This is a genomic window from Moorena sp. SIO4A1 (assembly GCF_010672065.1).
Classification (GTDB): Bacteria; Cyanobacteriota; Cyanobacteriia; order Cyanobacteriales; family Coleofasciculaceae; genus Moorena.
The window spans coordinates 133,323-158,347 of sequence record NZ_JAAHHX010000008.1 but is presented as its reverse complement, the minus strand read 5'-3'; the positions used below and the strand labels follow the sequence as shown (position 1 = coordinate 158,347).

At 44.0% G+C, this 25,025-nt stretch carries 24 protein-coding genes, 1 tRNA gene, 1 pseudogene and 1 other annotated feature; of the genes and pseudogenes, 17 read left to right on the top strand and 9 right to left on the bottom strand.

Features of this window, described 5'->3' with window-relative positions; all coding sequences use genetic code 11:
* Positions 1–401: 401 nt before the first annotated feature.
* Both F6K53_RS08925 and F6K53_RS08920 read left to right on the top strand, forming a co-directional pair.
* Complete coding sequence (locus F6K53_RS08925) at positions 402–1,250, top strand: DUF3598 family protein (protein ID WP_293028742.1); 849 nt, start codon at positions 402–404, stop codon at positions 1,248–1,250.
* Between the two features lie 74 nt (positions 1,251–1,324).
* Complete coding sequence (locus F6K53_RS08920) at positions 1,325–2,176, top strand: class I SAM-dependent methyltransferase (protein ID WP_293036158.1); 852 nt, start codon at positions 1,325–1,327, stop codon at positions 2,174–2,176.
* 264 nt (positions 2,177–2,440) lie between these two features.
* Here the strand turns inward: F6K53_RS08920 and F6K53_RS08915 are convergent, their stop codons facing one another.
* Entirely contained in the window at positions 2,441–3,649 is a 1,209-nt protein-coding gene (locus F6K53_RS08915) for an HhoA/HhoB/HtrA family serine endopeptidase (RefSeq protein ID WP_293080382.1), read from the bottom strand.
* Between the two features lie 417 nt (positions 3,650–4,066).
* On the opposite strand from F6K53_RS08915, the gene F6K53_RS08910 reads away from it, so the two are divergent.
* Positions 4,067–4,411, top strand: a complete 345-nt coding sequence (locus tag F6K53_RS08910) for a metal-sensing transcriptional repressor (RefSeq protein ID WP_293029489.1) — start codon at positions 4,067–4,069, stop codon at positions 4,409–4,411.
* On the opposite strand, the gene F6K53_RS08905 is transcribed toward F6K53_RS08910, so the two are convergent.
* Positions 4,408–4,803 carry a hypothetical protein gene (locus tag F6K53_RS08905; RefSeq protein WP_293029485.1) on the bottom strand — a complete coding sequence of 132 codons (396 nt, stop codon included), beginning with the start codon at positions 4,801–4,803 and terminating at the stop codon, positions 4,408–4,410. The two genes, F6K53_RS08910 and F6K53_RS08905, sit on opposite strands and share 4 nt — an antisense overlap.
* Positions 4,804–4,985: 182 nt before the next feature.
* On the opposite strand from F6K53_RS08905, the gene hslO reads away from it, so the two are divergent.
* The 3 genes from hslO to F6K53_RS08890 all read left to right on the top strand — a co-directional run bounded on the left by hslO (position 4,986) and on the right by F6K53_RS08890 (position 9,920).
* Positions 4,986–5,870, top strand: a complete 885-nt coding sequence (gene hslO / locus F6K53_RS08900; RefSeq protein ID WP_293064790.1) for an Hsp33 family molecular chaperone HslO — start codon at positions 4,986–4,988, stop codon at positions 5,868–5,870.
* A gap of 224 nt (positions 5,871–6,094) precedes the next feature.
* The gene (locus F6K53_RS08895) at positions 6,095–8,383 is read left to right on the top strand and encodes a chromosome segregation ATPase (protein ID WP_293064787.1); all 2,289 of its coding nucleotides are present in this window, start codon (positions 6,095–6,097) and stop codon (positions 8,381–8,383) included.
* 109 nt (positions 8,384–8,492) lie between these two features.
* Positions 8,493–9,920 carry an ion transporter gene (locus F6K53_RS08890; protein ID WP_293029474.1) on the top strand — a complete coding sequence of 476 codons (1,428 nt, stop codon included), beginning with the start codon at positions 8,493–8,495 and terminating at the stop codon, positions 9,918–9,920.
* A gap of 136 nt (positions 9,921–10,056) precedes the next feature.
* On the opposite strand, the gene F6K53_RS08885 is transcribed toward F6K53_RS08890, so the two are convergent.
* The 3 genes and pseudogenes from F6K53_RS08885 to F6K53_RS08880 form a co-directional block, all read right to left on the bottom strand.
* On the bottom strand, positions 10,057–10,326 hold the full coding sequence (locus F6K53_RS08885) for a hypothetical protein (RefSeq protein ID WP_293064784.1): 270 nt from the start codon (positions 10,324–10,326) through the stop codon (positions 10,057–10,059).
* 12 nt (positions 10,327–10,338) lie between these two features.
* Positions 10,339–10,389 (bottom strand): annotated as a pseudogene (locus F6K53_RS45735) (hypothetical protein); the annotation flags it as partial.
* A 468-nt stretch (positions 10,390–10,857) separates the two neighbouring features.
* A complete protein-coding gene (locus tag F6K53_RS08880; protein WP_293036173.1) occupies positions 10,858–11,100 on the bottom strand; it encodes a hypothetical protein in 243 nt (80 codons plus the stop codon).
* Between the two features lie 43 nt (positions 11,101–11,143).
* Between F6K53_RS08880 and F6K53_RS08875 the strand changes: the two genes are divergently transcribed.
* The 6 genes from F6K53_RS08875 (at position 11,144) to F6K53_RS08850 (ending at position 14,690) form a co-directional block, all read left to right on the top strand.
* Complete coding sequence (locus tag F6K53_RS08875; protein ID WP_293064781.1) at positions 11,144–11,338, top strand: hypothetical protein; 195 nt, start codon at positions 11,144–11,146, stop codon at positions 11,336–11,338.
* A gap of 47 nt (positions 11,339–11,385) precedes the next feature.
* Positions 11,386–11,607 carry a GTP-binding protein gene (locus F6K53_RS08870; protein ID WP_293029468.1) on the top strand — a complete coding sequence of 74 codons (222 nt, stop codon included), beginning with the start codon at positions 11,386–11,388 and terminating at the stop codon, positions 11,605–11,607.
* 19 nt (positions 11,608–11,626) lie between these two features.
* Positions 11,627–12,283 carry a GTP cyclohydrolase I FolE gene (gene folE, locus F6K53_RS08865; protein ID WP_293064777.1) on the top strand — a complete coding sequence of 219 codons (657 nt, stop codon included), beginning with the start codon at positions 11,627–11,629 and terminating at the stop codon, positions 12,281–12,283.
* A gap of 86 nt (positions 12,284–12,369) precedes the next feature.
* The gene (locus F6K53_RS08860; protein WP_293064774.1) at positions 12,370–13,122 is read left to right on the top strand and encodes a GTP-binding protein; all 753 of its coding nucleotides are present in this window, start codon (positions 12,370–12,372) and stop codon (positions 13,120–13,122) included.
* On the top strand, positions 13,119–13,934 hold the full coding sequence (locus F6K53_RS08855) for a metallophosphoesterase family protein (protein ID WP_293064771.1): 816 nt from the start codon (positions 13,119–13,121) through the stop codon (positions 13,932–13,934). Before F6K53_RS08860 ends, F6K53_RS08855 begins: the two co-directional genes overlap by 4 nt.
* Positions 13,935–13,967: 33 nt before the next feature.
* The gene (locus tag F6K53_RS08850) at positions 13,968–14,690 is read left to right on the top strand and encodes a metallophosphoesterase family protein (RefSeq protein WP_293080380.1); all 723 of its coding nucleotides are present in this window, start codon (positions 13,968–13,970) and stop codon (positions 14,688–14,690) included.
* 181 nt (positions 14,691–14,871) lie between these two features.
* On the opposite strand, the gene F6K53_RS08845 is transcribed toward F6K53_RS08850, so the two are convergent.
* On the bottom strand, positions 14,872–15,696 hold the full coding sequence (locus F6K53_RS08845; protein WP_293064767.1) for an SDR family oxidoreductase: 825 nt from the start codon (positions 15,694–15,696) through the stop codon (positions 14,872–14,874).
* A 331-nt stretch (positions 15,697–16,027) separates the two neighbouring features.
* Between F6K53_RS08845 and F6K53_RS08840 the strand changes: the two genes are divergently transcribed.
* From F6K53_RS08840 to F6K53_RS08820, 5 genes are all read left to right on the top strand, one after another.
* Positions 16,028–16,228 carry a hypothetical protein gene (locus F6K53_RS08840; protein ID WP_070393156.1) on the top strand — a complete coding sequence of 67 codons (201 nt, stop codon included), beginning with the start codon at positions 16,028–16,030 and terminating at the stop codon, positions 16,226–16,228.
* A 226-nt stretch (positions 16,229–16,454) separates the two neighbouring features.
* A tRNA-OTHER gene (locus tag F6K53_RS08835) sits at positions 16,455–16,520 on the top strand.
* 806 nt (positions 16,521–17,326) lie between these two features.
* On the top strand, positions 17,327–18,760 hold the full coding sequence (locus F6K53_RS08830; protein ID WP_293064765.1) for a vWA domain-containing protein: 1,434 nt from the start codon (positions 17,327–17,329) through the stop codon (positions 18,758–18,760).
* 134 nt (positions 18,761–18,894) lie between these two features.
* Positions 18,895–18,977: a sequence feature (23S ribosomal RNA rRNA prediction is too short), on the top strand.
* Between the two features lie 432 nt (positions 18,978–19,409).
* Positions 19,410–20,261, top strand: coding sequence for a hypothetical protein (locus tag F6K53_RS08825; protein ID WP_364301037.1), 852 nt, complete (start codon positions 19,410–19,412; stop codon positions 20,259–20,261).
* A 4-nt stretch (positions 20,262–20,265) separates the two neighbouring features.
* Positions 20,266–20,910: a ThiF family adenylyltransferase gene (locus F6K53_RS08820; protein ID WP_293065033.1), complete on the top strand. Its 645-nt coding sequence runs from the start codon at positions 20,266–20,268 to the stop codon at positions 20,908–20,910.
* 204 nt (positions 20,911–21,114) lie between these two features.
* Here the strand turns inward: F6K53_RS08820 and F6K53_RS08815 are convergent, their stop codons facing one another.
* The 3 genes from F6K53_RS08815 to F6K53_RS08805 all read right to left on the bottom strand — a co-directional run bounded on the left by F6K53_RS08815 (position 21,115) and on the right by F6K53_RS08805 (position 24,913).
* Entirely contained in the window at positions 21,115–22,674 is a 1,560-nt protein-coding gene (locus tag F6K53_RS08815) for a B12-binding domain-containing radical SAM protein (RefSeq protein WP_293064763.1), read from the bottom strand.
* Positions 22,675–23,065: 391 nt separating this feature from the next.
* Positions 23,066–23,782 carry a hypothetical protein gene (locus tag F6K53_RS08810; protein ID WP_293064761.1) on the bottom strand — a complete coding sequence of 239 codons (717 nt, stop codon included), beginning with the start codon at positions 23,780–23,782 and terminating at the stop codon, positions 23,066–23,068.
* 318 nt (positions 23,783–24,100) lie between these two features.
* Positions 24,101–24,913: a hypothetical protein gene (locus tag F6K53_RS08805; RefSeq protein WP_293064759.1), complete on the bottom strand. Its 813-nt coding sequence runs from the start codon at positions 24,911–24,913 to the stop codon at positions 24,101–24,103.
* Positions 24,914–25,025: the final 112 nt, after the last annotated feature.

Here is a 25,025-nt window from a genome sequence, read left to right as displayed (position 1 = left end):
TGGGGAGATGGGGAGATGGGGAGATGGGAAGTGTGAACGCTAATAATTGGTAGAAAAAATAGCTGGAATTACCCTTAATTTGATGATATTAATTTTGATAATTGCCAAAAAAAGTGCCTATAGAGCATAGAAAGAAAGGGGTTGATAAAAAATGCGATGCTAAGCATTGAGCCCCTACGGAATTGACCGTTCGCGCAGCGTCGGGTTTTTCCCGAAAGGTCACGCTAAATGCGATCGCATCAGTTATTTGACTAGGTGATAGCGATCGCTATCCCATCCTGTAGGCGCGAGTATAGCGAACGCGCCCCGCGTGACCAAAGGTCGCGTAGCGTGGCCTACGGCCAATCGCTTTCTTTGTTAACTTAGAGTAGGTTAAGTCGGACTAGAGGAAGTAAAGAACCATGAATGATCATAATCAGATTCAGGACAACCAGTCAACTGACCAGTCAGACGAAAAATTATTCCGACAATGGTATCGCTTTATTGAGGATCATGGATTCACCTGGAAAGGAATTCTTTCTCGATATAAGGGTAACGGAATTCTTGATAAAGTCCTTGATTCCACAAGAAGATTTACTCCTCTGGCAGATGCATCTCAACTTGAGCATTATCTATGTTTTATTAACCAAGACGACCCCTCGGAAGTCCAAGAAAATACGTGGATTATTGAGAAATGCGGTCCAGGTATCTCTCACCCCATCGATCTGAGTTCAACCACGATGTTTTCATCTAAATCCTCTGGTGTAATGAGCAGACCTCTTAGGAAAGACCAGGCCAACTTCACCGAAATTTACCTGTTCCAAGGGAACCGTCGTATCAGCGTGGTAATTGGCTATTTCCCCGATCGCTCCAAGGAGTCAGAGAATCGATGTGTACTCTCCGGGATTTCCTTGTTTCGCGAAGTGAAACTTGACGTTGTCCCATTTCCCTGGTCTAATCAGAGACCAGAGGTAAGTAATCGGGATTATCCGAGCATTAAGGCCATAGATACCCTGGTATTACGATCAGGCACATTTGATGAAATTCCCCTGCCAGATTACCCTGCCCATTGGCCGAAAGACGGTCGATTAATATTTGATTTTCCCGACGGGATTTCCATAAACGTGCCAGAAACCCTTGAGCCTGGTCACGATAGCACTCTCATCGTCAGTTGGAGATACAGCCCTGATAGAATCAAGAGAGGGGTTGCTCACTTCACGGATGATACCCGCGCAGCTGATTTGATTACCCAGGAATGCCTGATTGTCTAACAATAGGGTGGGCAATGTCTAGCAAGCCTTAGTACTAGGATTGACATTAGACTTACTAAAAAGATTACCGCAACATGACAGTACCCACCAATAATCCCAAGGAATTTAGACAATTTGAATATTGTGGATGGCAACAGTCAGTAGACCAATATCATTCCTCTTTTTCGTCTCTAACTAGCCAAACTATCGAGTCTCTGCTTGATAGTGTAAATGCGGGAAGGGATATGGAATTACTTGATATTGCCACTGGTCCTGGCTATGTGGCTGCCCAGGCCCAGAAGCGAGGATGTAAGGTAACGGGGGTAGATTTATCAGACGCTATGGTTGCCAAAGCCAAGCAACTCAATCCCCAGATTGACCTACGGTCACGCTACGCGATCGAATTTTTTCAGGGTGAAGCGGAATCGTTACCCTTTCCCGAATCTCAATATCAAGCAGCCGTAATGAACTTTGGAATTTTGCATTTGGCTGAACCAGAAAAAGCATTGGGTGAAGCATTTCGGGTAATTGCTAGCCAGGCCAGGTTTGGGTTTACTGTGTGGAGTAAGCCAGAAAAATCGATAGCGTTGAAGATTATGAATAAGGCGATTGAGACCTATAAAAATACAGATATTACTCTTCCAGAAGGGCCGCCATTTTTTCTGTTTAGTGAACAGGATTATTGCTTCAAGTGTTTGCAACATTTAGGATTTAAGAATCCTTCTGTGCAGGAAATTCCTCTACTCTGGGAACTTAGCAGTGCCGATGAACTTTTTGATGCTTTTTATAAAGGCACCGCCAGAACAGGTGGGATACTGCGCGCTCAAACTAGTAAATCCCTTGACAATATACGGGCAGCAATTCACCAGGACACTGCAAGCTATAGGCAAAATAATCGACTGCTTCTGCCTATGTCAGCCATAGTTGTATCTGCTCAGAAACCTTGAACTCTTCCCCAACTGAAGTAATACCAATTCTTCAAAGTAGGACTATAGATCCAGGTAGGGAGATAGGGCCCGGGCGTGGGGAGTCTCGGCCCCGGGCGCAGGGAGCGTGGGAGGTGATCCCAGGTCTGGGAGGTGTGGGGATAATACAGAATTTTATTGCTGATCAAACTCTGATTAATTGCCAATTAACTGGGAAATCATTTATTCTGACTCCTGACTCGAAGCTCCTGACTCCTGGATAAAGTTGGTTATGTCGAACTCAAGCTAAGTAGGATTTTTTAGTGCATCGGTGCGAACAAACACGCTAGTAGTCTGCTTACCGCGCCTTACTTTTATCTCTAGTACCTTATTTACTCCACTATTTTCAACAAGGCGCTGTAGTTGTGTAGCATTAGTAACAGGTGTTCCATCAATTTGAACAATTATATCCCCACGACGCATACCAGCATCAGCGGCTGGTGTATCCGGCATTACTTGAACTACCAAGACACCATTGATTTCTGGTAATAGGAAAACAGAATTGGGGTCATTGTTGTTCTCTTGTGCTAGTTCCGGGGTTAGGGTTGTCATCCGAACGCCGATATATGGATGGACAACTTTTTGTCCTTGGGCTAGTTTGTTGGAAATCTCTTTGACTTTGTTGATGGGAATAGCAAAACCAATTCCCATGGCATTAGCCCGAATAGCAGTGTTGATGCCAATTACTTCCCCTGTCGCATTCAACAACGGACCACCAGAGTTTCCAGGATTAATAGCTGCATCGGTTTGAATAAAGTCTAGTCGCTTGTCAGGAATACCTGCCTGAGCACTGGAGCGTCCTATGGTGCTGACAATTCCCAAAGTCACTGTATTATCTAGCCCTAGGGGGTTACCAACAGCAATAGCCCAATCTCCAACCTGAACTTGGCTCGAATCCCCTAGAGAGGCAATCGGTAAGGAAGTACCGTCAATTTTGACAACAGCTAAGTCGGTGAATTCATCCACACCCTTGACTTTACCATTAAACTTGCGCCCATCCTTGAGGGTAACGGTTACTTTATCTGCATCTTCCACAACATGGGCATTGGTCAGTAGGATACCACTATTGTCAATAATAAAGCCAGAGCCTTGACCTTGTAAACGTCTTTCTTGGGGAATTTGGGTTGAAAAGTCATCACCGAAAAAGCGCCGGAAAAAGGGGTCATCAAAAAAGGGATCCACACGCCTGGACACTGTCCGTTCGGTGTCAATACGCACCACTGCTGCTCCCACCCGATTCACCGCTGCTGTTACAAAACTGCTATTAGTAGTTTGCTGTGGATTCAGCAGTTGTTGGGCGATCAGTGGGGGAGTTACTGAGTCTGTGCTGGGTACAGGAGCAGCCTTGGAGGGAGATACACGATAAACGCCAACTGTCAATAAGACTCCAAGTAAGATAGCCAAGAGATAGTTACTAATTGAGCGAAGCCAAATCGAAAATTTAGTTGATGACATAGTATTATCGTATTCTTCTGGTTAATTTTGGGGAATATTATTGCTAAGCCAATCCCACCACCTTTAAGCATGGGATTTACTTGGCGGCTAGTGGTTACTAGTCAGTTGTTGCTGACCCTTAGCATTAACCCCTAACTCAAGTCTAGCTTCCCTGAGATTCCTCCCACCCACAGCCAGGAGTGGGTTTCGAGGCAGATTTTTAGGATTGTAGATTAGTTGCTACAAGCATCTAATCGCTCTTTTAAGAGTTATTCCTATGACGTTGGTACTACCTGGGCTAGTTCCAGAAGATTGAGAGAGCTTGACCTCAAGGGGTGATCAGCCCAAGAGACCCGAACAAGTTAGGCTAAGAATTATCAATAATGATATACCCAGGAAGTTGGTTAACCTTGGACTAATAAAACTAATAAAACCGCTATGATCTCGAAAGATAGGGAATATGCCCTGACTCAAGAGCTGAATCACAACCATAGTCAACATACTCATGGTCACGTCCATGATGAAGAATCTCTGAGGCGAATTATCAATCGCCTGTCTCGAATCGAGGGGCATATTCGAGGGATTAAGACTATGGTGCAAGAAAGTCGCCCCTGTCCTGATGTTTTGGTACAGATTGCTGCAGTTCGAGGGGCTTTGGATAAAGTGGCACGAATTATCCTGGATGAACATTTAAGCGAGTGTATCGGTCGAGCCGCTGAGCAGGGCAACATTGAGGTAGAAATTGAGGAGTTGAAGGCGGCTTTAGATCAATTTTTACGTTAGGAGTCAGAGGCTCTATGCTGCTCTACAAACTGACGTAGCCTCAGCAAACTTAAGGTTTGACCCCAATTCAATGGTAACAAAGACACCCCTTCGAGGCGAGATTGTACCCAACCATCTCCCCAATACCATTCATGATAACCATCAATTCCCTGACTCAAGAGCAGTCTTAAACAGTTCGACTGAACAAGCTCAACGTTGTGTTGTACTGCTACTGGCCCGATGGAAGAAGTAAAGGTCAATCCTAAATCTAGCTGTTCGGGTAACTCGGAAGATAAATTCTCCGGCCACAACCACTGGTGCAGTTGCTCCGTATAGAGCAGACTGTCCCGGATAACAGTGTGTGGTGCTTCGACTTCAATCCTCAGATGACTTTTTTGAAAGATTCCTAGCATTTTGGTTAGATCGTCCTTATTCGTAGGAAATATTTGTGATTAGTGTGAATGAACAGATGGGATAAATCCCGTCTGTTGTTTTCATCCCTAGGCTAAAGGGATAGGGCAAGCAAGGGGCTCGATACTTTCTCGATAATTTGTAAAATAAACATTAATTATATTAAGAAGTGTAAGAGTTTTCTATGGCTGACCAGTTAATTCGCGCCACAGCAGCTTCAGGGGGTATTCGCGCAGTTGGTGTGATTACTACACGCCTGACGGAAGAAGCTAGACAACGTCACCAACTATCCTATGTGGCAACGGCTGCCCTAGGTCGTACCATGTCTGCAGGTCTTCTGCTCGCTTCTAGTATGAAGCGAGCCGAGTCGAGGGTCAATATTCGGATCAACGGCAATGGTCCACTGGGTGGAATTCTGGTAGATGCAGGATTAGATGGTAAAGTTCGGGGTTATGTAGACAACCCAGAGGTGGAACTGCCACCGAATAAGCAGGGAAAATTAGATGTGGGTGGTGCTGTTGGTAGGGATGGTTTCCTATACGTGGTTCGGGATGTGGGTTATGGCTATCCCTATTCCAGTACAGTAGAGTTGGTTTCTGGTGAAATAGGTGATGACATCGCTAACTATCTGCTAAATTCGGAACAAACCCCGTCAGCGCTGGTAGTTGGTGTATTTGTAGGTGCTCAAGGGGTAACTGCAGCTGGGGGGATTTTAATCCAAGTTATGCCTAAGGCAGCAACGGATGAGGCATTAGTTCAAACCTTGGAATCTCGCATTACTAAACTATCAGGTTTTACACCGCTACTGCAAGCTAACCAGACCTTACCAGAGATTTTTGAACAGTTGCTGGGGGATATGGAGCTAGTGATTTTTCCAGAAACCCAGATGCTCCATTTTAACTGTGGTTGCTCCTTTGACCGGATGTTGGGGGCTCTGAAAATGCTCGGAAAAGAGGAACTTCAGGATATGATTGAAAAAGACGGTGGCGCTGAGGCAACTTGTCATTTTTGCTCAGAGGTCTATCATGCCAATCCCGATCAACTTTCTCAATTGATAAAAGAATTGTAAATTGAGTAGCTACTGTACTTCCTACTGTAACTGGAAGATGAGAATCCTGACTTGTAAAGGATTGCAAGAAATATGGATCAGCATATAAACTCAACCAGAATTATAAGAACACTACTATAAGATAGGGTGTAGACTCTATATGTGTAAGGTGGGTAAAATCTCAACAACTGAGGTTGCTGTAAACAACCTGCTGTCTTCCGGTGTAGGGAGTGTGGAAGTGAATTATGACCAGAAATAGAGAATTTCCAGACCGTTGGCCAACGTCAAATGGTTCAAGTTCAGGTAAGTTTAATGGATGGCAACCTAACCATAGCGAACCGGTTACTCAACCGAGCGTAAACTATCCTGACCTAGGAAACCCATCGACACAGCCCCCCCAGCAATCTGAAAAATTTGGGGTTGGTCAACCAGTAGCTAACTCTGGATTAAACAAATCACAAACTCCCCCGAGACAAGCTCGCTCAGGAAAAACTACTGGAGTAAAAAACCTCTTGCCTCACAGTTGGCAGTTTTGGTCAGCTTTAGTTGTGTTGCTTTTCGGTAGTGCTGGATTTGCTTCAGCAATGATGTTGTTGAGGTTGCCAGCTGTACCAAACTGCCGTGCTGTGTTTTGGCCAACGGCTTCAGCATCGATGCGCCTATCTTGTGCTCAGGTGGCAGCAAATCAGGAAACTGTCCCCCAGTTGCTAAAAGCGATCGCATTAGTCGATGCCCTGCCCGAAGATCACCCGTTACGCCCACAAGTTAACCAATATATAGAAGAGTGGTCACAGGCAATCCTGGAGATTGGGGAAGCTAAGTTTCAAGCTGGTCAGTTCAATGAAGCTCTTAAGATTGCTAAACGTATTCCTTCAAAATCTGTAGCTGGGGCGATAGTACAAAAACGGGTAAAACGTTGGCAGAAAATCTGGTCAAGGGCAGAGGGAGTTTATGAGCAAGCAGAAAAACAGTTGAGGTTATCAAACTGGAACTTAGCATTTCGCGAAGCAGTACGATTGACCTATGTGGACAATGACTACTGGGCTACGGCTAAGTATAACCAGCTAACGGATAAGATTAAAATGGGACGGGAAGACTCGGCTAAGCTGGATAAGGCTTATGAGCTGAGTAGAAGTGGCAATATAGAGAAGATTCTGAAAGCTATTGAAAAAGCTAAGGAAATCACAGAGCAAAGTTATGCCTACAAAGAAGCTCAGGATTTAATAAAAGACTCTGGCAACAAGCTGGTGGAGATTGCTCAGAACAAGCTAGAGCAAGGTAAATGGTCCGAAGTTCTTGACATTGCCTATAAACTTCCGGAAACCATTAAAGTACCTGAACTCAAATCGGATTTAATTGACCTAGCTCATGCCCTATCTCGTGCTGAGTCCGGTACAACCTGGGATTTAGAAGAAGCGATCGCATCTGCCCAAAAGCTCGGATCAGAACGTCCCCTATATAAGAAAGGGCAGCAATTAATTAGCCGTTGGCAACGAGAAGTAGAAGATGTGGCGCGACTAGAGCGAGCCCGAACCTATGCTACCTCGGGTTTAGCCAGTGACTTAAGACTGGCAGTGGCTGAAGTGGAACAGATCCCTCGTGGTAATCCCCGCTATCAGGAAGCACGGGACGAAATTCGAGATTGGACTCGTCAAATTCAGCTGATCGAAGACAGACCATTCCTGGAGCGGGCAACACAACTGGCTAGTTATGGGAGCATCGATTCTTTGCAAGCTGCTGTTCAAGAAGCCCGTAAAATTTCCCGAGGTCGTAGTCTTTACCAGGAAGCTCAAACTAAAATTAATCAGTGGTCTAGAAGTATCCAGCAGCAAGAAGACCAACCTTATTTAGACCAAGCACGCACTCTGGCAATCCGGGGTGATCTATATGCTGCCGTGGCAACTGCCGAACAAATTAAGGCAGGTCGGGCTCTGTACAATGAAGCCCAAAGCAAAGTCAGAAGCTGGAAGTTAGAACTTGAGGGTCAGCAGCGTTTACGGGAAGCTTACCAAATTGCTGAGGCTGGAACTCCACAAGCCCTAAGAAAAGCGATTCGAGTAGCTAGGCAAGTGCCAACCTCAACCAAATCCCGTAGCGAAGCGAGAACAGTAGTCAATCGCTGGAGTTACAAAATCCTATCCATAGCCAGAAGTCGTTCTGCCTATAACCTCTCTGAAGCAATTGCGATCGCAAACATCGTTCCGTCTGGTACTCGCCCTTACCAGGAAGCGCAACGGCAAATGCAATCATGGCGGAAGATTTTAGCCCCACCTCCTCCACCTCCTGTACCCGTAAGACGACCAAGACCGGTTCCGGTTCCATCTACCCCACAAGTGGTGATCCCGAAACCAGTTCCCTCTCCACCATCAGTGGTAAAACCACCATCACCACCAGCCCGCTCCTTCCCAATTGTGGTTCCACCACCGGAAGTTACCTCACCGTCGGGTATCGTAAAACCACCGACTCAGCTAGAGCCGCCTAGGTTTAATCCCCCCGCTGGTAGGAAGATTGAGTTAATTGATACTGACTCTTAAGAGTTTTCGAGGGTACTACAACCGGCTAGGATAAAACCTGTGGAAATTGGACATTAAAAATTCTTAATATTAAATGGAATAAATTCCATTTAATATAGAATACTTTAACTTGTCATCAACCCTCAAATCCCGTCTTGACCAGTTCATTCACGCTCCCCAAACTGAATTCACCCTCATTCTGCTAATTCTACTTTCGGTAGTTCTAGTGGTTTTTGAAGCAAGTCTGGAGGGTGCAAGTTTCATTCATGGAGTGGTCTATGTAAGCGAAGAGCTACTCACGGGTATATTTATCATAGAACTAACGATCCGCTACCTAGTGGCAAGAAACAAACGTCGGTTCTTGCGTCACTACTGGCTGGATATTATTGCTGTGCTGCCTTTGTTACGGGCATTCCGCTTATTGCGAGTGTTACGGATGTTAAGGCTGCTCAGAGTCGGAATTTTGGTAAACCGTAACCTCAACCGCATCTCTTCCTCACTCGCTGCCAGTATTAGTGCTCAGATTGGAGTTTTTCTGATTATCGGCTTAATTACATTAGTCGGTGCTTTAGGGATTTATCTACTGGAGGGAGGACAGAATGAGTCATTTGCTTCCCTAAGAGACTCTTTATGGTGGAGTTTTTTTACCCTAATCTCAGGAGAACCTATTGGTGGTCAACCCCAGACTGATGCTGGACGTCTGATTACCCTCATGGTAGTAATTGGGGGGTTAACCATGTTTGCCGTCTTCACCGGTGTAGTGTCAGCCGTGATGGTGCAACGACTTAGAACAGTCATGGAGGTGAAATACTTGGAACTAGATGAACTGCGCAATCACATTGTTATCTGCGGCTGGAACCGAGGTGGTCACCTACTAATTGAGGAACTCCAGGCAGACTCTGAGCTCAAGCACTATCCAATGGTGGTTGTGGCAGAGTTTACCGACACACCAGAGTCGGAACTCAAGGGAGTTAACCGTTCCCAAATATATTTCTATATTGGTGATTACACGACTATTGATGTCCTCGAAAGTGTGGGGATCTATCATGCCTCACGGGCAATCCTCCTGGCTGATTCTACCCATCCTCGAAGTGACCAAGACCGGGATGCACGGACAGTCCTAGCGGCCTTGACCATTGAAAAACTCCAACCCGGAATCTACACTTGTGCTCAACTCCTTGACCGGAAAAACAATGTCCAACTGCGAGTAGCTGGCGTTGAAGATGTCGTTGTTGTTGATGAACTAGCCAGTCACTTAATTGCTACCTCAGCTCGGAACCTAGGGGCTGTGGACGTGCTGTCAGAGTTGCTAACTGTGCAAGTGGGAAACCAATTCTACAAAATTGTTTTACCACAGAGGTGGGTTGACATTTCGTTCTGGGAAGCTGCTCAGCGGTTGAAAGAGGAGTTTGATACAACTTTGATCGCCATAGAGCGCAATAGCAATGGAGATCGGGAAACCCTAATTAATCCCCCCAAAGATCAAACACTACTGTCTGGGGATCACTTAGTGATTATTGCTCGTAGTTTGCCGAAAATTGGGGTTCCAGTCCGGTGAAGTCTCAACTTTGCGGCAGGTTCTTATGGTGCGATCGCACGTTCGGATCGCCCTAGGGTTCACCATGAGTGGGAATTTTCAAACTAAATAGCCATAATTAATGACCAATGACTAATGTAACAAACTACCCAAAACTTCAGAGCTGCTTCGCTAAACTAACACCTAAAAACCAATTTCCAGGTGCTTGCACATCCTCACTATACAAAAATTGTTCGAAGATTTGTTTGAACTCATCTTTATAAATAGAACTATCAAGATTGAGCTCGAGAGTTTCAAAAGCTTCCTCTATATGAGTTGTATCGATTTGGTAAGCTTGATAAAATAGTCTAAGTTCATCTATCACAATTTTGCCATCTTCATTGCCATCAATGAGCTTGATAAAGGCTTCAGAAAAATCATAATCCAAACGCTTATCGAGGCATTCTAACCATTCACTGAGTTCAATCTGACCATTCCCATTTAAATCAACCTAAGTACAGGACAAAAAATGTAAAGATTGCCGAAAGTCGGCACTGGTTCCGCCGAGTGAGAAGCGAAAAGTTTTGACATTAGTTGTTTACAGAGCATATCGAATTGTGAATAACTGCGACCAAGATATGCCCACCTCCAAAATGCCTAACTTCACCGCAGGCACAATCTTTGTGGTAAAATGAACTCGTACACAGTTGTGTACTAACCAGTAGACATCAAGGGTTCTTTGAAGGTTTTTGCGAGATTAACCCATAGGTGTTGGTTTTACGCCGAAAGGCGCTCGTTACGATGTCCCCCAGAAGCATTGAAATTTGCAACCCCTTTGGTGGACGTCCCGGTCGCCCCGTGCGGATCACCTCATGGCAGATCTCAAACAGCAGGTTGCCATATCGTCGTTCTCCATCGGTTAAGAGATTGAGGCTTCCGGTTTGGTCAATCACCAACGCTCACGACTTTCAACCCCTGCTCAAATAACTGTTGGTCTTTCGGTCCACAGTGCAATTCCCATAGAAATCGACTGCCTCGCTCCATCAAGACCATTGTCCATCCGTGGTGATTCTGAAGCAGGTAGGTTTTTATCTACAATCGTCAACAGCTCATCTCCTTCTATCTCCTGATGAATAAACTGATGGAGCAGGGCATAAAGCATCAGGGTAGGTTTGAGACCCGCTAAACGTCTTTTCCAATCAATTACACTATTTTTTGACACACTGAAGGTTATAGCTGTGGCATTCAGCCCCATATTGACCCTTATGGCTTTAAGAATCACGGATTACCGACTCAGGGGAGTGGTCAGACCCGCCAGTGGCGGCTGCTATGGTCTCGCTGAAATAGATGTCACACTCTCGGCAATGATAAATCGTACGGAAACCATGGTTTTGAGTACTATAGCGGTGGTGAGGGTACACATCCTCACTCCCACATCCAGGACATGGGTAGGAAAATAGTTCGATCATACAACCACCATTGAGGAAAGGCTTCTATTAACTCCAGCATGCCCCTATTTCATGACCTGCAAGGCAAATCTCCTTCACATTCGACGGAACCAGTACCATTACGTCACATTTTCCAACTCTGCGGACAGCGCAGCGAGATCAAGTCCGAACTTTGGTCTACTCCTCCTGTTAATCAGCTAGTCTTTATCGGTTATCATTTAGATACCGATAAACTTCGCCAAAAGTTAAATAACTGCTTGGCTACTTCTGTTACTGTTTAATTTCATCTAATTCAAATTCATGACCTTAGGTAAGTCCGAACCCAACCAGATTGATAAAATTGATCGCAAATTACCAAAACTAAATACCACCCAACAACCTCTCGTTTCTGAAGAAGAGATGCGCCAAGCGGTACGGACTTTACTGTTAGGATTGGGAGAAGACCCAGACCGCGAAGGCTTGAAAGATACTCCTAAAAGAGTGGTCAAAGCCTTGAAATTTCTGACTTCTGGCTATCATCAATCTTTAGACGAACTCCTCAACGGGGCAGTATTTCACGAAAATACCAATGAAATGGTCTTAGTTCGGGACATTGACCTATTTAGCTCCTGCGAACACCATATCTTACCTATTCTCGGTCACGCTCACGTCGCTTATATTCCCGACGGTAAGGTAATCGGACTGTCAAAAATTGCTCGTATTTGTGAAATGTACGGACGACGTTTGCAGGTACAGGAAAGATTAACTGCCCAAATTGCCGATGCCCTTCAAGGATTATTAAAACCAAAAGGGGTGGCGGTAGTAGTGGAAGCAAGCCATATGTGTATGGTAATGCGAGGAGTCCAAAAACCTGGTTCTTGGACTGCCACTAGTGCGGTTAGAGGTGTATTTGCAAATGATCCAAAAACCCGTCAGGAGTTTATGAGTTTAATTCACCACAACCCTTCAATGCATTAATTAATTCGCGTGGCAGCATGAGAGATGGGTATAAAGCTCATCTCTTTTTTTGATACAATGATTATCGTCATAAAAAAAAACTGCTTATGATTATTGCTGTCGCCAGTCCTCCAGGTGGCGGTAAAACCCACTGGATTCGTCAACAAATAGTCCAAAGCAATAAACCTGTAGGTTATTTCAGTCCTCAAACCGATTCCGTACCCATTGATGCAATATATCTCCAAAGTGAATACCCTCAACTAAAACTTTATCAGACAGGGGAAGAAGCGGAATTACACAAAACCATTACTTATCTAGAGATTCCCTGGTATTTGGATTTAGCCGGAATTGAACCTTTACTGCAAACTTTTAACCCCCATCGAGTAGCCATAATCCCCGGCGATACAGATAGTACAGAGTTAAATACTTGGGCGGATGAAGTTATTCCAGGAAATAACATCACTAAGCCAACCACAGCTTTGCAGATTCATCGGGGGGTTTTGACGGGGGAAATTTTAGATTTTGATAGTTTAGCTACTTTTTGGCTGGAACTTACTCAAGGTGCTTACGGTGAGGTAGCTCGGGTAAAAGGACTTTTCGACCTAATGGATGGACAAATTTATTATGGTGACTTCATACTAGGGGAATCCGAATTAGCATTTACACCTTTAAAATTACCCCGTTGGTTAAATGGTAAACCAGATCGTTTTAGTGGTTTTGAAATAGTAGGTAGTAATTTAGATAAAGCTGAAATTGTTCAAACTGTCCAAGATTGCTGTCTTCCCGAATCGGCAATTGATTATTACCAACAACAAGTAAAAGAGTCTTTAGAAAGTGAAGTAGAGGTAGAAGTGGTATGAAAATAGCAGTGATATCTTGTATCCATGGTAATTATGCAGCTTTAGATGCAGTTTTACTGGATATTGACGAACAAAAAGCAGAAAAGATTTATTGTCTGGGGGATTTAGTGGGTTATGGTCCCTATCCTAATGCAGTGGTGGAACAAATTCGTTCTTTAGATATTCCCACTGTACAGGGTTGTTGGGATGAAGATATTGTAGAAGGACTAAATGCTTGTGAATGTAGTTATCCTTCCCTGTTGGCGGAAAAAAGAGGTAAAATCGCCCACGAATGGACAAATAAGCACGTCAATCCCGAAGTTAGGGAATATTTAGCCCAACTACCCCATACCTACAAAGAAGATAATCTCTGTTTCGTACATGGTAGTCCTAATAGCAACCACGAATATTTGTTACCCGAAATGGATGCTTTCACTGCTTTAGAAAGAGTTCTCTCCAGCGATGCAGATATATTATTTTGCGGACATACCCACTTTCCCTATGTCCGCACCCTAGATTCTGGACAATTACAGGTTAAAGTTCGTCAACCCAGTAGAAACGAACAACCAACCATAAGTTTTAATAGTCCCCTGAAGCGAATTATCAATGTCGGTTCGGTAGGCGAACCCCGTCATGGTCGTCCCAATGCTACCTATGTTATCTATGATACGGAAACACAAGCAGTAAACTTGCGGGAAGTGGAGTATGACTATCAAACAACCTGCGCTGCCATCTTAGATGCTGGTTTACCACCGATTTTCGCTTGGCGTTTGGCTAGAGGTTTGGAATTTGCTGAAAAAGCCGACGATCCGACTCATGTGTGTGAGAGGTAAATTAAATTACTTAAATATTTAAATTGAAAATCAATGTGGGCAATTTTAAGCGGAATTGAAGGAAATATCGCAGCTTACGAAGCAGTGTTGGCAGATATCAAACGCCAGCGCTTTAAGGTGGAAGCATTGTATATTCTGGGCGATATCGTAGCAGCTAACCAAGATAGCGAACAAGTAATTAAACGAATTCAGAATCCTTTACCTAGAGAATTAGAACCCCAAGTATGCGTAGGCTGGTGGGAAGAACAATGCTTTACTTTACACGGTTTGGGTTCGACACCAGAACCGACAGAATTAATCGAGCGCTTTGGTAAAGAAACTGCTAAACTTCTTTGGGATTCGGTATCTCGCGAAACCGTACAGTGGTTACGCAACTGTCATTTTGGCTTCTTTGAATTAGATTGTTTGTTAATTCACGGTAGCACTGTTAGCGTCAGCGATGAGTTAACCCCCGAAACCCTACCCTGGAAAATGCTAGACCGCTTGCAAAGAGTCCAGGCAAATTATCTCTTTTGTGGTCGTTCGGGTCAAGTATTTGAATATCAACTACAAGGAGGTTCAGTAAATAGTTCGGTGATGACTTTAGATCGCCAGCAACCCGTGCAAACTATTACTACACCAAAAAGAAGAGTTGTTGGTGTAGGAAATGTAGGCAAAGAACCAGGAAAGGCTACTTATACGCTTTATAGTCCAAATACCGATTTTCTAGAGTTTAAAACAGTTTTTTATGGTAAGAAAAAGGGATATGGTAATTAGTTTAAGGTTGCTAAAGGTATTGTTAAGTGCAAAAACAGGTAGTCGGAGACAACTTTATGGTAAATGGGTCATCTCATGGCGTTGCTGATTTAGGGGGCTGTAATAAAATCAGATAATCGCGCATTCATTCCTTAATTCAGCAACGCCCAAACGTCGCTGATAATTGCTATAGTAAAAAATATTAGTGCTTAATTGGTGACGGCTTAGCAGCTACCTTGATTTGGAATTTTGAAATCAGCCATGAGAGCAACCAAGGCATGTGACGTTTGATCAGGACAATCAGCTTGGCATAGTTTGTTATTACCTGTTCCCGTTGTCGTCGGGAAATAGCTTTAACAATTTGTTTGGCAGTTTGATCAGCAGAAATCAGAAGCCTGGGGGAAATAGGATCCTGCCAGTCTGAATGCCAAATTCCCTGATTGTCTAGCTGACGAATTTCAGTGGCAACGTATCCTGGACAAATGTGTGTGACCGACACCCCATGGGGAGCCAACTCCTGAGACAACGACTCACACAAAGCCCGGATAGCAAATTTACTCATACTATAAGGAGAATCGCCACTCAAGGCAACGTAACTTTTTACGCTACTAATAATGACCAGTCTTCCTTGAGTTTTCTTGAGGTCATCTAAGGTCGCGTAGATGGTACTCAGTACCCCAAAAACATTGGTTTCCCACAGACGTCGATAGTCATTCACCCTGAGGTTTTCCACATTACCCTTCAAAGACCAGCCAGCATTAGCAACAACGATATCAATTTTGCCGAACTTACTACGGGCAAAGGTTGCCGCTTGATCAAGCTCACCATCCTTCGTCACATCACAGGGGATAGCAAGTACACGTTGACCATTAGGATCAATTTGTGAAGCTATGGCTTCTAATCGTTCTGCTCGCCGAGCTAGGAGTACCACATTGGCTCCTTCACGGGCTAATTCATGAGCAAGAGCTGCTCCAATGCCAGAGGAAGCTCCTGTGATTAGTGCCACTTGATCCTTAAAGTTGCTCATCTATTGCTTGCTGAAAGTTAATTTCAATATTTTGAGCTGGATTGTATTAAATAATAAAATTTTACTGTATAATATTAAATCCTAAGATAAACACTCGCCTAGTTGAGCTTCAATCGGGTCGCGAACAATCTAACGATATCAGCCCCAAGTTACCGTCCCTAGTATAAGGTCTAATGAATTTCCCTGCTTTTAAGGGTTAAATAAGTTAAATATACCATTTATCCCTAAGTCCTAAAAAATTTAGTGCCAAGGACTTGACACATTTGTAATATACATGTAGTATAAAAGTAAGGTTAAAGAGAAAACATCGCGCTACAAGGAGGGATGCCCAATGATTCATGTTCGGTTTGAAGGTCGTTCCTACGACATTGCTGAAGGTCAGCTGGGTATAGCCAAAAGTATGAACGATATTGCTGTTAAACAGCAACTCGCGAAGTACTTTGATGTAGCCCCAGAGCGCTTTACCTCTTATGTCATTGACCGCAGTACCAACCGCAATCTGATTATCAGACCTGAAGCGGTTTATGGTTAAGGTTTATGGTTAAAAGGTGTTAGGTTAAACCTTTTGTCCTGTGCCCTGATCTCAAGAAGCCTACAAAGCTTTTGTTATAGCAGTCGCCAGGGCAGGCGCGGACATGACAAAAGTCTCAAACCTAAGTAAGCGCAAGAGTTTGACTTCTGACTTCTGACTTCTGACTTCTGACTTCTGCTATAACTTGCACAGGAGCAATTGTTCCAAATTTCCCCCCGCGCCCTAACCGCTGAAGCTTACATACTACCGACTACGAATCGGAAGGTTATAGGTTCGAATCCTATCAGCGGCGCTATTTGCCGCTGTAGCTCAAATGGATAGAGCATCATTTTATTAAAAGCTTTACTGACTTGCGCGGGGACCCTAATTCTAGTGGAAATCAGCTGCTATAACCAAACAACTTTAAAATTAACTGAGTCACTTTCGCGCCCTGACCCGGAAAGCTTTCATACTCGCCAAATGGAAAGGCACTTGACTCTAAATCGAGAATATACGGGTTCAAATCCCGTGTGTGATACAACAGCTTTCTGAACTTGCGCGAATTGATTCAATCTTTTATAGCAAAGGGAACAGGGAATAGGGAACAGGGAGTAGGGAGTAGGGAGTAGGAAGTAGGGAGTACGGATTAGGAAACAAAATTATCACAATTCATTCATTTAGGATTCCTAAATTACTAAATCATGACACATCTAATTAGTTATTAATTCTTGTTTTTTATTAGCTTAATATCCCCGATTAATGAGTTAAAGAAGCTAGTATTAGCTACCATTGTTATAATTATTATTGGCCTTATTTATTCTTGACTGGATGTAACTATGTCTGTTAATAATTTATCTTTATCGAGTATTTGAATTTGAGAAGCCGAAACAAGGCTACTAAACTAGTGGATAATATTTACAATATTTAAGGTTGATTTTTAGTAAACCTTCAACCTTAAACCAAACAACCTTCAACCTTAAACCAAACAACCTTCAACCTTAAACCAAACAACCTTCAACCTTAAACCAAACAACCTTCAACCTTAAACCAAACAACCAAACAACCAAGTAACTTATAAATTTATCAAGAAATTACATAGGACCATAGGAGGTGAATCCTATGAAAACTGAAGAGCGTGACCTGCGTTTAGAATTACTAAACAGTTTATTGACTACACCCCATCGTAAGCTGGAGCAAGTAACAGAATTGCACCAACTGATGGTAGAAATTGACCCAATTTTTTATGGTCACTTAGCCGTTTGGTACGAAAATCACGGGGATGTCCGTGACCACAAAGAAGTGTTTTTAGGTCATTTGTTGACTAGCAATTTGACTGAACACCGAGATGCTGGCTTTGTGATGCTGCAAAAATTCCCACCCTACCAGGTGGCACGAGTAGTGGATTTTATGAAGCAGCAGCGCAATAAGGTGCCTCGTTCGGCTCGGACAGCAGTGCGGCGCTACCTTAAAACACGGGAAAAGACTCCAGCATTGTTTGACCGAGCAGCATTGCGGGGTCGAAAGGCGATGAAGCATCTCTATGCTAGTTTACATATTAAGCCTAGCCCTAGAGCAGATGCAGTCTTATTTAAGGATCATCCTCCAGAAGGTTCTTTAGCTTGGATACTCAAGCAGTTAGCGAAAACGGAAACTGCTGCTGAACAGGCGCAATTGATTGTTGAACATAAGATTCCCTACACCATCGCCATTGGTGCTGTGCGCTCTGTCACTCCTACGGTGTTGGTAGCACTAATCAATTCCATGACACCCCAAGAGGTAATTAATAATCTCAAATCCCTCCAAGGGCGGGGTGCGATGGAACACCCACAGGTCAAGGAGTTGATTGAGGCAAAGCTAGAACAGGCACAGACAAGCGATCGCGTTTCTGCGTTCAAGGCACAAGTTGCTGCTGAAGCTGCTCAGTTAGATACTCAAACTCTTGCTAAGTTAGAACAAGTTACCAATCAGCAAGTAAAGCGCAAGGGTACCATTACCAAGCCCACTGCTCTACTAGTGGACAAGTCCGGTTCAATGGACAAAGCCATTGAAGTTGGTAAGCGGCTGGCAGCCCTAATCTCTGGTATTACTGAAGCTGAGCTGTTTGTCTATGCCTTCGATAATATGCCTTACCCAGTTAAGGCTCAAGGAAAAGAGTTGAGTGACTGGGAACGTGCCTTCAGGCACATCAAAGCAGGGGGTGGAACTAGCATTGGTTGTGGTTTAGAAGTAATGCGCTCTCGAAAGCAGGCGGTTGACCAGATTATCTTGGTTACCGATGAAGGTGAAAACACAGCACCTTACTTTGGTAAAGTTTACAAGACCTACTCTCGTGAATTGGGATTGATGCCCAATGTGATTATTGTCCGAGTTGGTTACTCCTACGACTGGGTGGAAACTACACTGAAGCAGCAAGAGGTGCCAGTAGAAACCTTTACCTTTGCTGGAGATTACTATTCTCTACCAAACCTGGTTCCACTGATGACTCGTCCGTCACGGCTAGAGTTACTGATGGAGATTCTGGAGACACCGCTACCGGTGCGAAATGATAAGTAGTCGTGATTAAATGATAAGTAGTCGTGATTATTTGAATAAATTTTAACGACTTGTGTGCCCTAACAGCCAGAGCTTACATACATTAGTACGAGAGGAATAGTACCGTTACTCTAACGTAGCGGGCGTGAAGCGAGGAAGGCGCAAAGAACCCGGAATGTGGGCTTAGAAGTAGCCATCATTTAAAGAGTGTGTAGTAACTCACCGGCGGAGTTCCTTCTAAGTGACGAACGCTTTGGCTCTGGCGACTTGCACATTGCGATGCAGCGCCCCCAAAGGGGGTTTCCCCCATGAGCGACTGCATCAATACAATATGTATACAATAGAGCAGGATCTTGATACTCCCATCGCTAAATCAAGCGATTATAGCGTTCGCGTAGCGGCTCCAAAGGAGCTGGGATTCTTAAGAGTAAAAACTCTTAACGGCTGAACCAAACAGCCTCTAGACTCTCCGATCAAATCATTGAGCTTACTTGTATTTTGGTCTACGCTTCTAGCAGGGGCTTTTCAGCTTGCGCGCAAACCGGCACCTAAAAGGCGCATTAATATTCCTTAATCCTAGCATAGATTATCAAAAAGCGCAACAGATCCAGTCTCCAATTCCCCTCCCGCGCATGAAGCGCGGGTATAACGGTAGTCCCCTTGGAGTTGAATGATGGCAAATATCCTCGACCTCATCAATCAAATTGCTGCAAAGGAAGCGCAACTGAGTGACAATCAATTCCTCGCTCCCTGTGTACGTGGGGGACGGGTAAGAACTCGTGTTGCTGGAATGATTTATACATTTTCCCCTAAGCCTCGTAACTTTGAAGGATGGGGTATTTTTCAGCCAGTCAACGAGAAAGTGGCAACTGTGGTGGAAGAGCCAGATGTGTTTCAACTTGATGAGTATTGGCAACTGCTCCAACCGTTGCGTTTACGACTAGCTTATCAATTGTCGGGAAAGACCTGGCTAGGATATCCGGTGAATGAATCCGATGCTCGTCAGCGCTTTGGCACGGTTAAACCTATTCCTATCCATCTGGTAGAGGGCGGGGTAGCCTTTGAACAAGTGGTAGCTCGTGGGGATGGTAAGGCTTGGTGGTTTCAGCAGCTTGACCGTAAGGGAGATCCTTTACTAGCAGAACAACTTAGAGAGCAGTTAAAGCAAATAACACCACCTGAAGAACTGGATGTAAAGGGGCTGACACCAGAAATGAGAATAGTTTATGACTTGGTAACACAACAGACTAAAGATTTTAAAGGTAAAGCTCTGCATCAACGGGATCACAGAAGGCTGGAACAAGCTTTGGAAATGGGTGGGGGAGCACTGCAACAGTTCCATGACCGGGGAGAATTCTGGCAGGTGCGCTGGAGCACTGCTGACGGTAAACACCACATATCAGCGATATCTAAACAGGATCTGACTGTAATCAGTTCTGGGATTTGTCTGAGTGGACGCGATCGCGATTTTGATTTACAGTCCTTGGTTGGGGTGATTGAGGCACGAGATAATTGGGATTAGGATGATGTCAATTTTTTTCCACGAACAACTCTACCGTACCTCCGAAGTCATGGCCCAGTTACGTGACTACCCCGTGACCGTGTGTGGTGCGGGAGCACTTGGAGCCAATATTACCGAAAATTTAGCTCGTTCAGGGTTTGGAAAGCTAAAGGTGATTGATTGCGATCGCATTGAAGAGCGCAATCTTTCTACCCAACCCTACTACCGCTCTGATATTGGTGCCCATAAAGCCAAAATCCTCGCCCATTCCCTCTACCAAGCGGTTGGGGTAAAATTGGAGGCTAAGGTCAAGGAATTAACCACAGCTAATACCAAACAATTACTGACTAATTCTACTTTAGTCATTGACACCTTTGATAACAGTGTCGCTCGTCAAGCCGTAAAAGATTACTGTGATAATTCCCAAACCCCTTGTCTTCATGTTGGGTTAGCAGAAGACTACAGTGAGATAATTTGGAATGAAAATTATCGAGTACCTTCTCCAGTTAATGATGATGTTTGTGATTATCCATTAGCTCGGAATTTAGTGCTGATGACTACAGCAGTTGCTACTGAAGTCATCATTGAATTTATTAGCACAACCAAAAAACTAGATTTCACCTTCACCTTGAGAGATTTAACTATCAAGGCCATAGATCGCAGTTCTTAATTGGGTGATGGACTTTCATTCTAGGGAGTAGGGAGTAGGGAGTAGGGAGTAGAGGGAGTAGAGGGAGTAGAGGGAGAGGGTTTTAGCACTGCATCGCTTAAAACCCTCTTTGCTATTGCCTATTGCCTATTGCCTCTTGCCTTTTGCCTCTTGCCTCTTGCCTTAAAAGGATAAGTAATATCCATAAAATGTTGCTGAGAATTGCTATATCTCTATTAATTCTTTATCCATCAATTTAGGATTAGTATCAACTAACTGTCTTTCAATTTCATCCCGGACAATTTGACGATATTCAAGAAAGTGTTCGTTGTGAGCGCATAGAGTAAGGTAATGTTCCCACACACCTGGATTATGCCTGAAAATACCAAATAAATGATGCCAGAATTTCCAGCGAGTACTGCGCTTAAACCCTTGCCGCCAAACTACAGTCGCCAGAGCTTTCAAATCTACCAAATCCGGCATTTTGAATGGGGCTTTGCATTTAGGGGGGCCAAGCTTTAAAAAACATTGATAGGCACGGTCTATATACCGTTCAGGTTCGTATAGCGTCCAGAATGCTTCGATGTATTCTTGAGCAATCTCCTCAATGGGACGAGTAGGAACAAAGTTCATTAGGGTGGTTTGATTGATATCTTTTTTAGTGTTATCTCGCAAACGCCCTTCTTTTTCTAAACGATTCCACAGAGCAGTATTGGGTAAAGCCTGTAACATACCAAACATGGCTGTAGGGATAGCAGCCTGTTCAACAAAACTAATAATACGGGAACCGGCTCCTTGTTTCTCTCCATCAAAACCAATAATAAACCCTGCCATTGGTCGCAATCCCGCACGAATTATTTTGTCTACACCATCCGTTAGAGAGCTGCGAGTGTTTTGGAATTTCTTAGTTAGTTTAAGGCTTTCTTCGTCTGGTGTTTCAATCCCTAAAAATACAGCATCAAAGTTAGACTCCACCATCAAGTCCATCAATTCGGAATCCGCAGCTAGGTCTACAGATGCTTCAGTATTAAATCGGAAGGGATACTGATGCTCTTTCTGCCATACTTTTAGCTCTTTCAGAAGTAGTTTAACGTTACGCTTATTCCCAATAAAGTTGTCATCCACCATAAAGATACCACGCCGCCAGCCTAATTCATAGAGATAATCCAATTCCTTGAGAAGCTGGGCTGGTTCCTTTGTTCTAGATTTGCGGCCATAGAGAACAATGATGTCACAGAACTCGCACTGAAAAGGACATCCCCGCGAAAACTGTACTGACATTGAATCATAGGCATCAAGCTCTAACAAATCATAGCGGGGAATCGGGGTTTGAGTGACATCGGGTTTCTCTGTAGTGCGAAACGTTCCACTAGTTTCCCCTCGCTTTAAAGCTTCTACAAACATAGGTAGGGTGATTTCTCCTTCATCTAGGATTAGAAAATCCACCCCTGCCTTCTTTGCTTCTTCGGGTAAAGAGGTAGGATAAGGTCCCCCAAATGCCACTAATTTACCACGTCGTTTGGCTTCCTTAATTTGGTTTAGGGCATCGGTTTTTTGGACAATCATCGCTGAGATTATCACCAGATCTGCCCATTCAAATTCTGCTTCGGTTACGTCTCGGATATTGCGGTCAACAAGTTTAAATTCCCAGTCTTGAGGTAATAATGCAGCAACAGTAATTAGACCTAAGGGTGGCAATAAAACTTTGCGATTAACTAATTCAAGGATTTTGTCATAAGACCAAAAGGTTTTCGGAAATAGCGGATACAGTAATAAAACTCGCATTTAGAGAAATCCTCACACACGTGGCCATAGAGCCTATAGCGATCTTACATCTTAATTAAGTAAGCTATCAGCTTATGCGCTACGCGCACGCTACGCGAACAGCCATCAGCTATCAGCTTATGGGTTAGGTCACAGCGTCGTTCGCACAGCGTGGCCATTCGCGTAGCGTGGCCTAAAGGCCAAGGCCAAAGCCTGTGCCACGCTACTTGAGGTGCTTTTGAATAAAATGACCATGATAGTTGACCACTGACTACTGACTGCTGACTGCTGACCGCTGACCTAGGGTTTTAATGACGGCTCCAATTATTCACTACACCCCAAACCCAGTGCCAAGCTCTGGCTCCACACCCTTACGAGCTAAAAAGGCTGCTTGTTACCCCCTGAGGCTTAATTACTGACTCTGGTTAGTCTCCTGGTAACTCAGCCAAGAAAGTTTTACGATTCCCAAATTCCGCAATAAATTGCTCCTGCGGTTCTGCTCAGAGTTTTTCCCGTCAGAGGGGTTCTGATCAAAGCGGTTGATGTATGTGAGGATGCGATCGCATTCTGTGGTGCTAACTATACTACAACCCTGGCTCAGTAAATCATCCACTGAAGTAAATCTACCCTTAGGAGTATACCAACTTGACCCCAATTTGGCAGTCTGACCGTTGGGATAATTCCAAGATGACCCCAATTTGGCAGTCTGACCGTTGGGATAATTCCAAGATGACCCCAATTTCGCTGTTTCCCCATTTGGCCAGTTTAAAAAAGAGCTCTGACCTTGCCTAGGAAGTTTACAGGGAACTTGCCGTAAACTTTTAATCGTACCTACAAAATTTCTTCCCTCTTCTGTCATGCTGGCTAGTTCTGCCATTACAGTTAGGTTGAAGCAATCTTCAGAAGAATTTAGTCGTGACTCAATACTTGATGAAGGTAAGTTACTATTTCCACAGTACTTAGATTCTAGGGTAGCTAGATTATCCCTATCTAAGTTTTCGCGAATCGCCAAGCGACGGACAGCACGAATCTCCCTACATTGATTAGATTCAGCAGATACGTTATTAGTTCCTAAGCCAATAGTGCATAAGGTTAAGAGTGATAATAACACTCGAATCGGATATTTCATGGAGATGAATCTTCCTGAACACATCAATAGTCTGAACAGCCAAGATTATCAAAGACCCTGACTTCTCACTGGCTAGTAGAGACGTTGGATGATATCAAAAGTTTCACCATTGAAATAATCTTGGTCGCGATTCAATTTTAAGGATTGAGCTGTCAGTTATTAGCTATCAAAAGTTATGTTTAGGGACTTATAGCAGTTCTCAATAAATCTAGTCTAGGGTTTTAAGTAGGTGGGCTTAATTATTCAGTAAACCCTACACCCAGTGGCTAGGAACTCAAACCCTTAGGAGCTAAAAAGCTGCTTGTTACCCCCTGAGGCTTAATCAGCTACTCTAGTCAGCCTGTCAAGAATTTGCATGATTGACAAATCCCGCAAGAAATTGTCTCTGGTCTCGGTTTCATAGCGGTTCTGGTCATAGCGGTTCCGGTTATAGCTGTTCCGGTCAGAGCGGTTGATGTGTGTGAGGATGCGATCGCATTCTGTGGTGCCAACTATACTACAACCCTGGCTCAGTAAACTATCCACTGAAGTAGTCTTACCCTTAGGGCTATACCAACGTGACCCCAATTGGGCAGTCTGACCGTTAGGATACTTCCACGAACCTGATGACCCGAATTTGGCAGTCTTTCCGTTGGGATACTTCAATTGTGACCCGACTTTAGCAGTCGTTCCGTTAGTATACTTCCATTTTGACCCGAATTTGGCAGTCGTTCCGTTGGGATACTTCCATTTTGACCCTGATTTGGCAGTTTCCCCATTTGGCCACTCTAACGAAGACCTCTGACCTTGGCTAGGACCATTGCATATAACTTGCTGTAAACTTTCAATCGTACCCAAAAAGCTTCTTCCCTCTTGTGTCATGCTGGCTAGTTTTGCCATGGCGGTCAGGTCGAAGCAATCTTGAGAGGAATTTCGTGGTGACTGAATACTTGATGAACGTCGGTTACTCTGTCCACAGTACTTATATTCTAGGGTAGCTAGATTATCCCTATCTAAGTTTTCGCGAATCGCCAAGCGACGTACAGCACGAATCTCCCTACATTGATTAGATTCAGCAGATACGTTATTAGTCCCTAAGCTAATAGTACATAGGGTTAAGAGTGATAATAACACTCGAATCGGATATTTCATGGAGATCAATCTTCCTGAACACATCAATAGTATGAACAGCCAAGATTATCAAAGACCCTGACTTCTCACTGGCTAGTAGAGACGTTGGATGATATCAAAAGTTTCAGGGTTG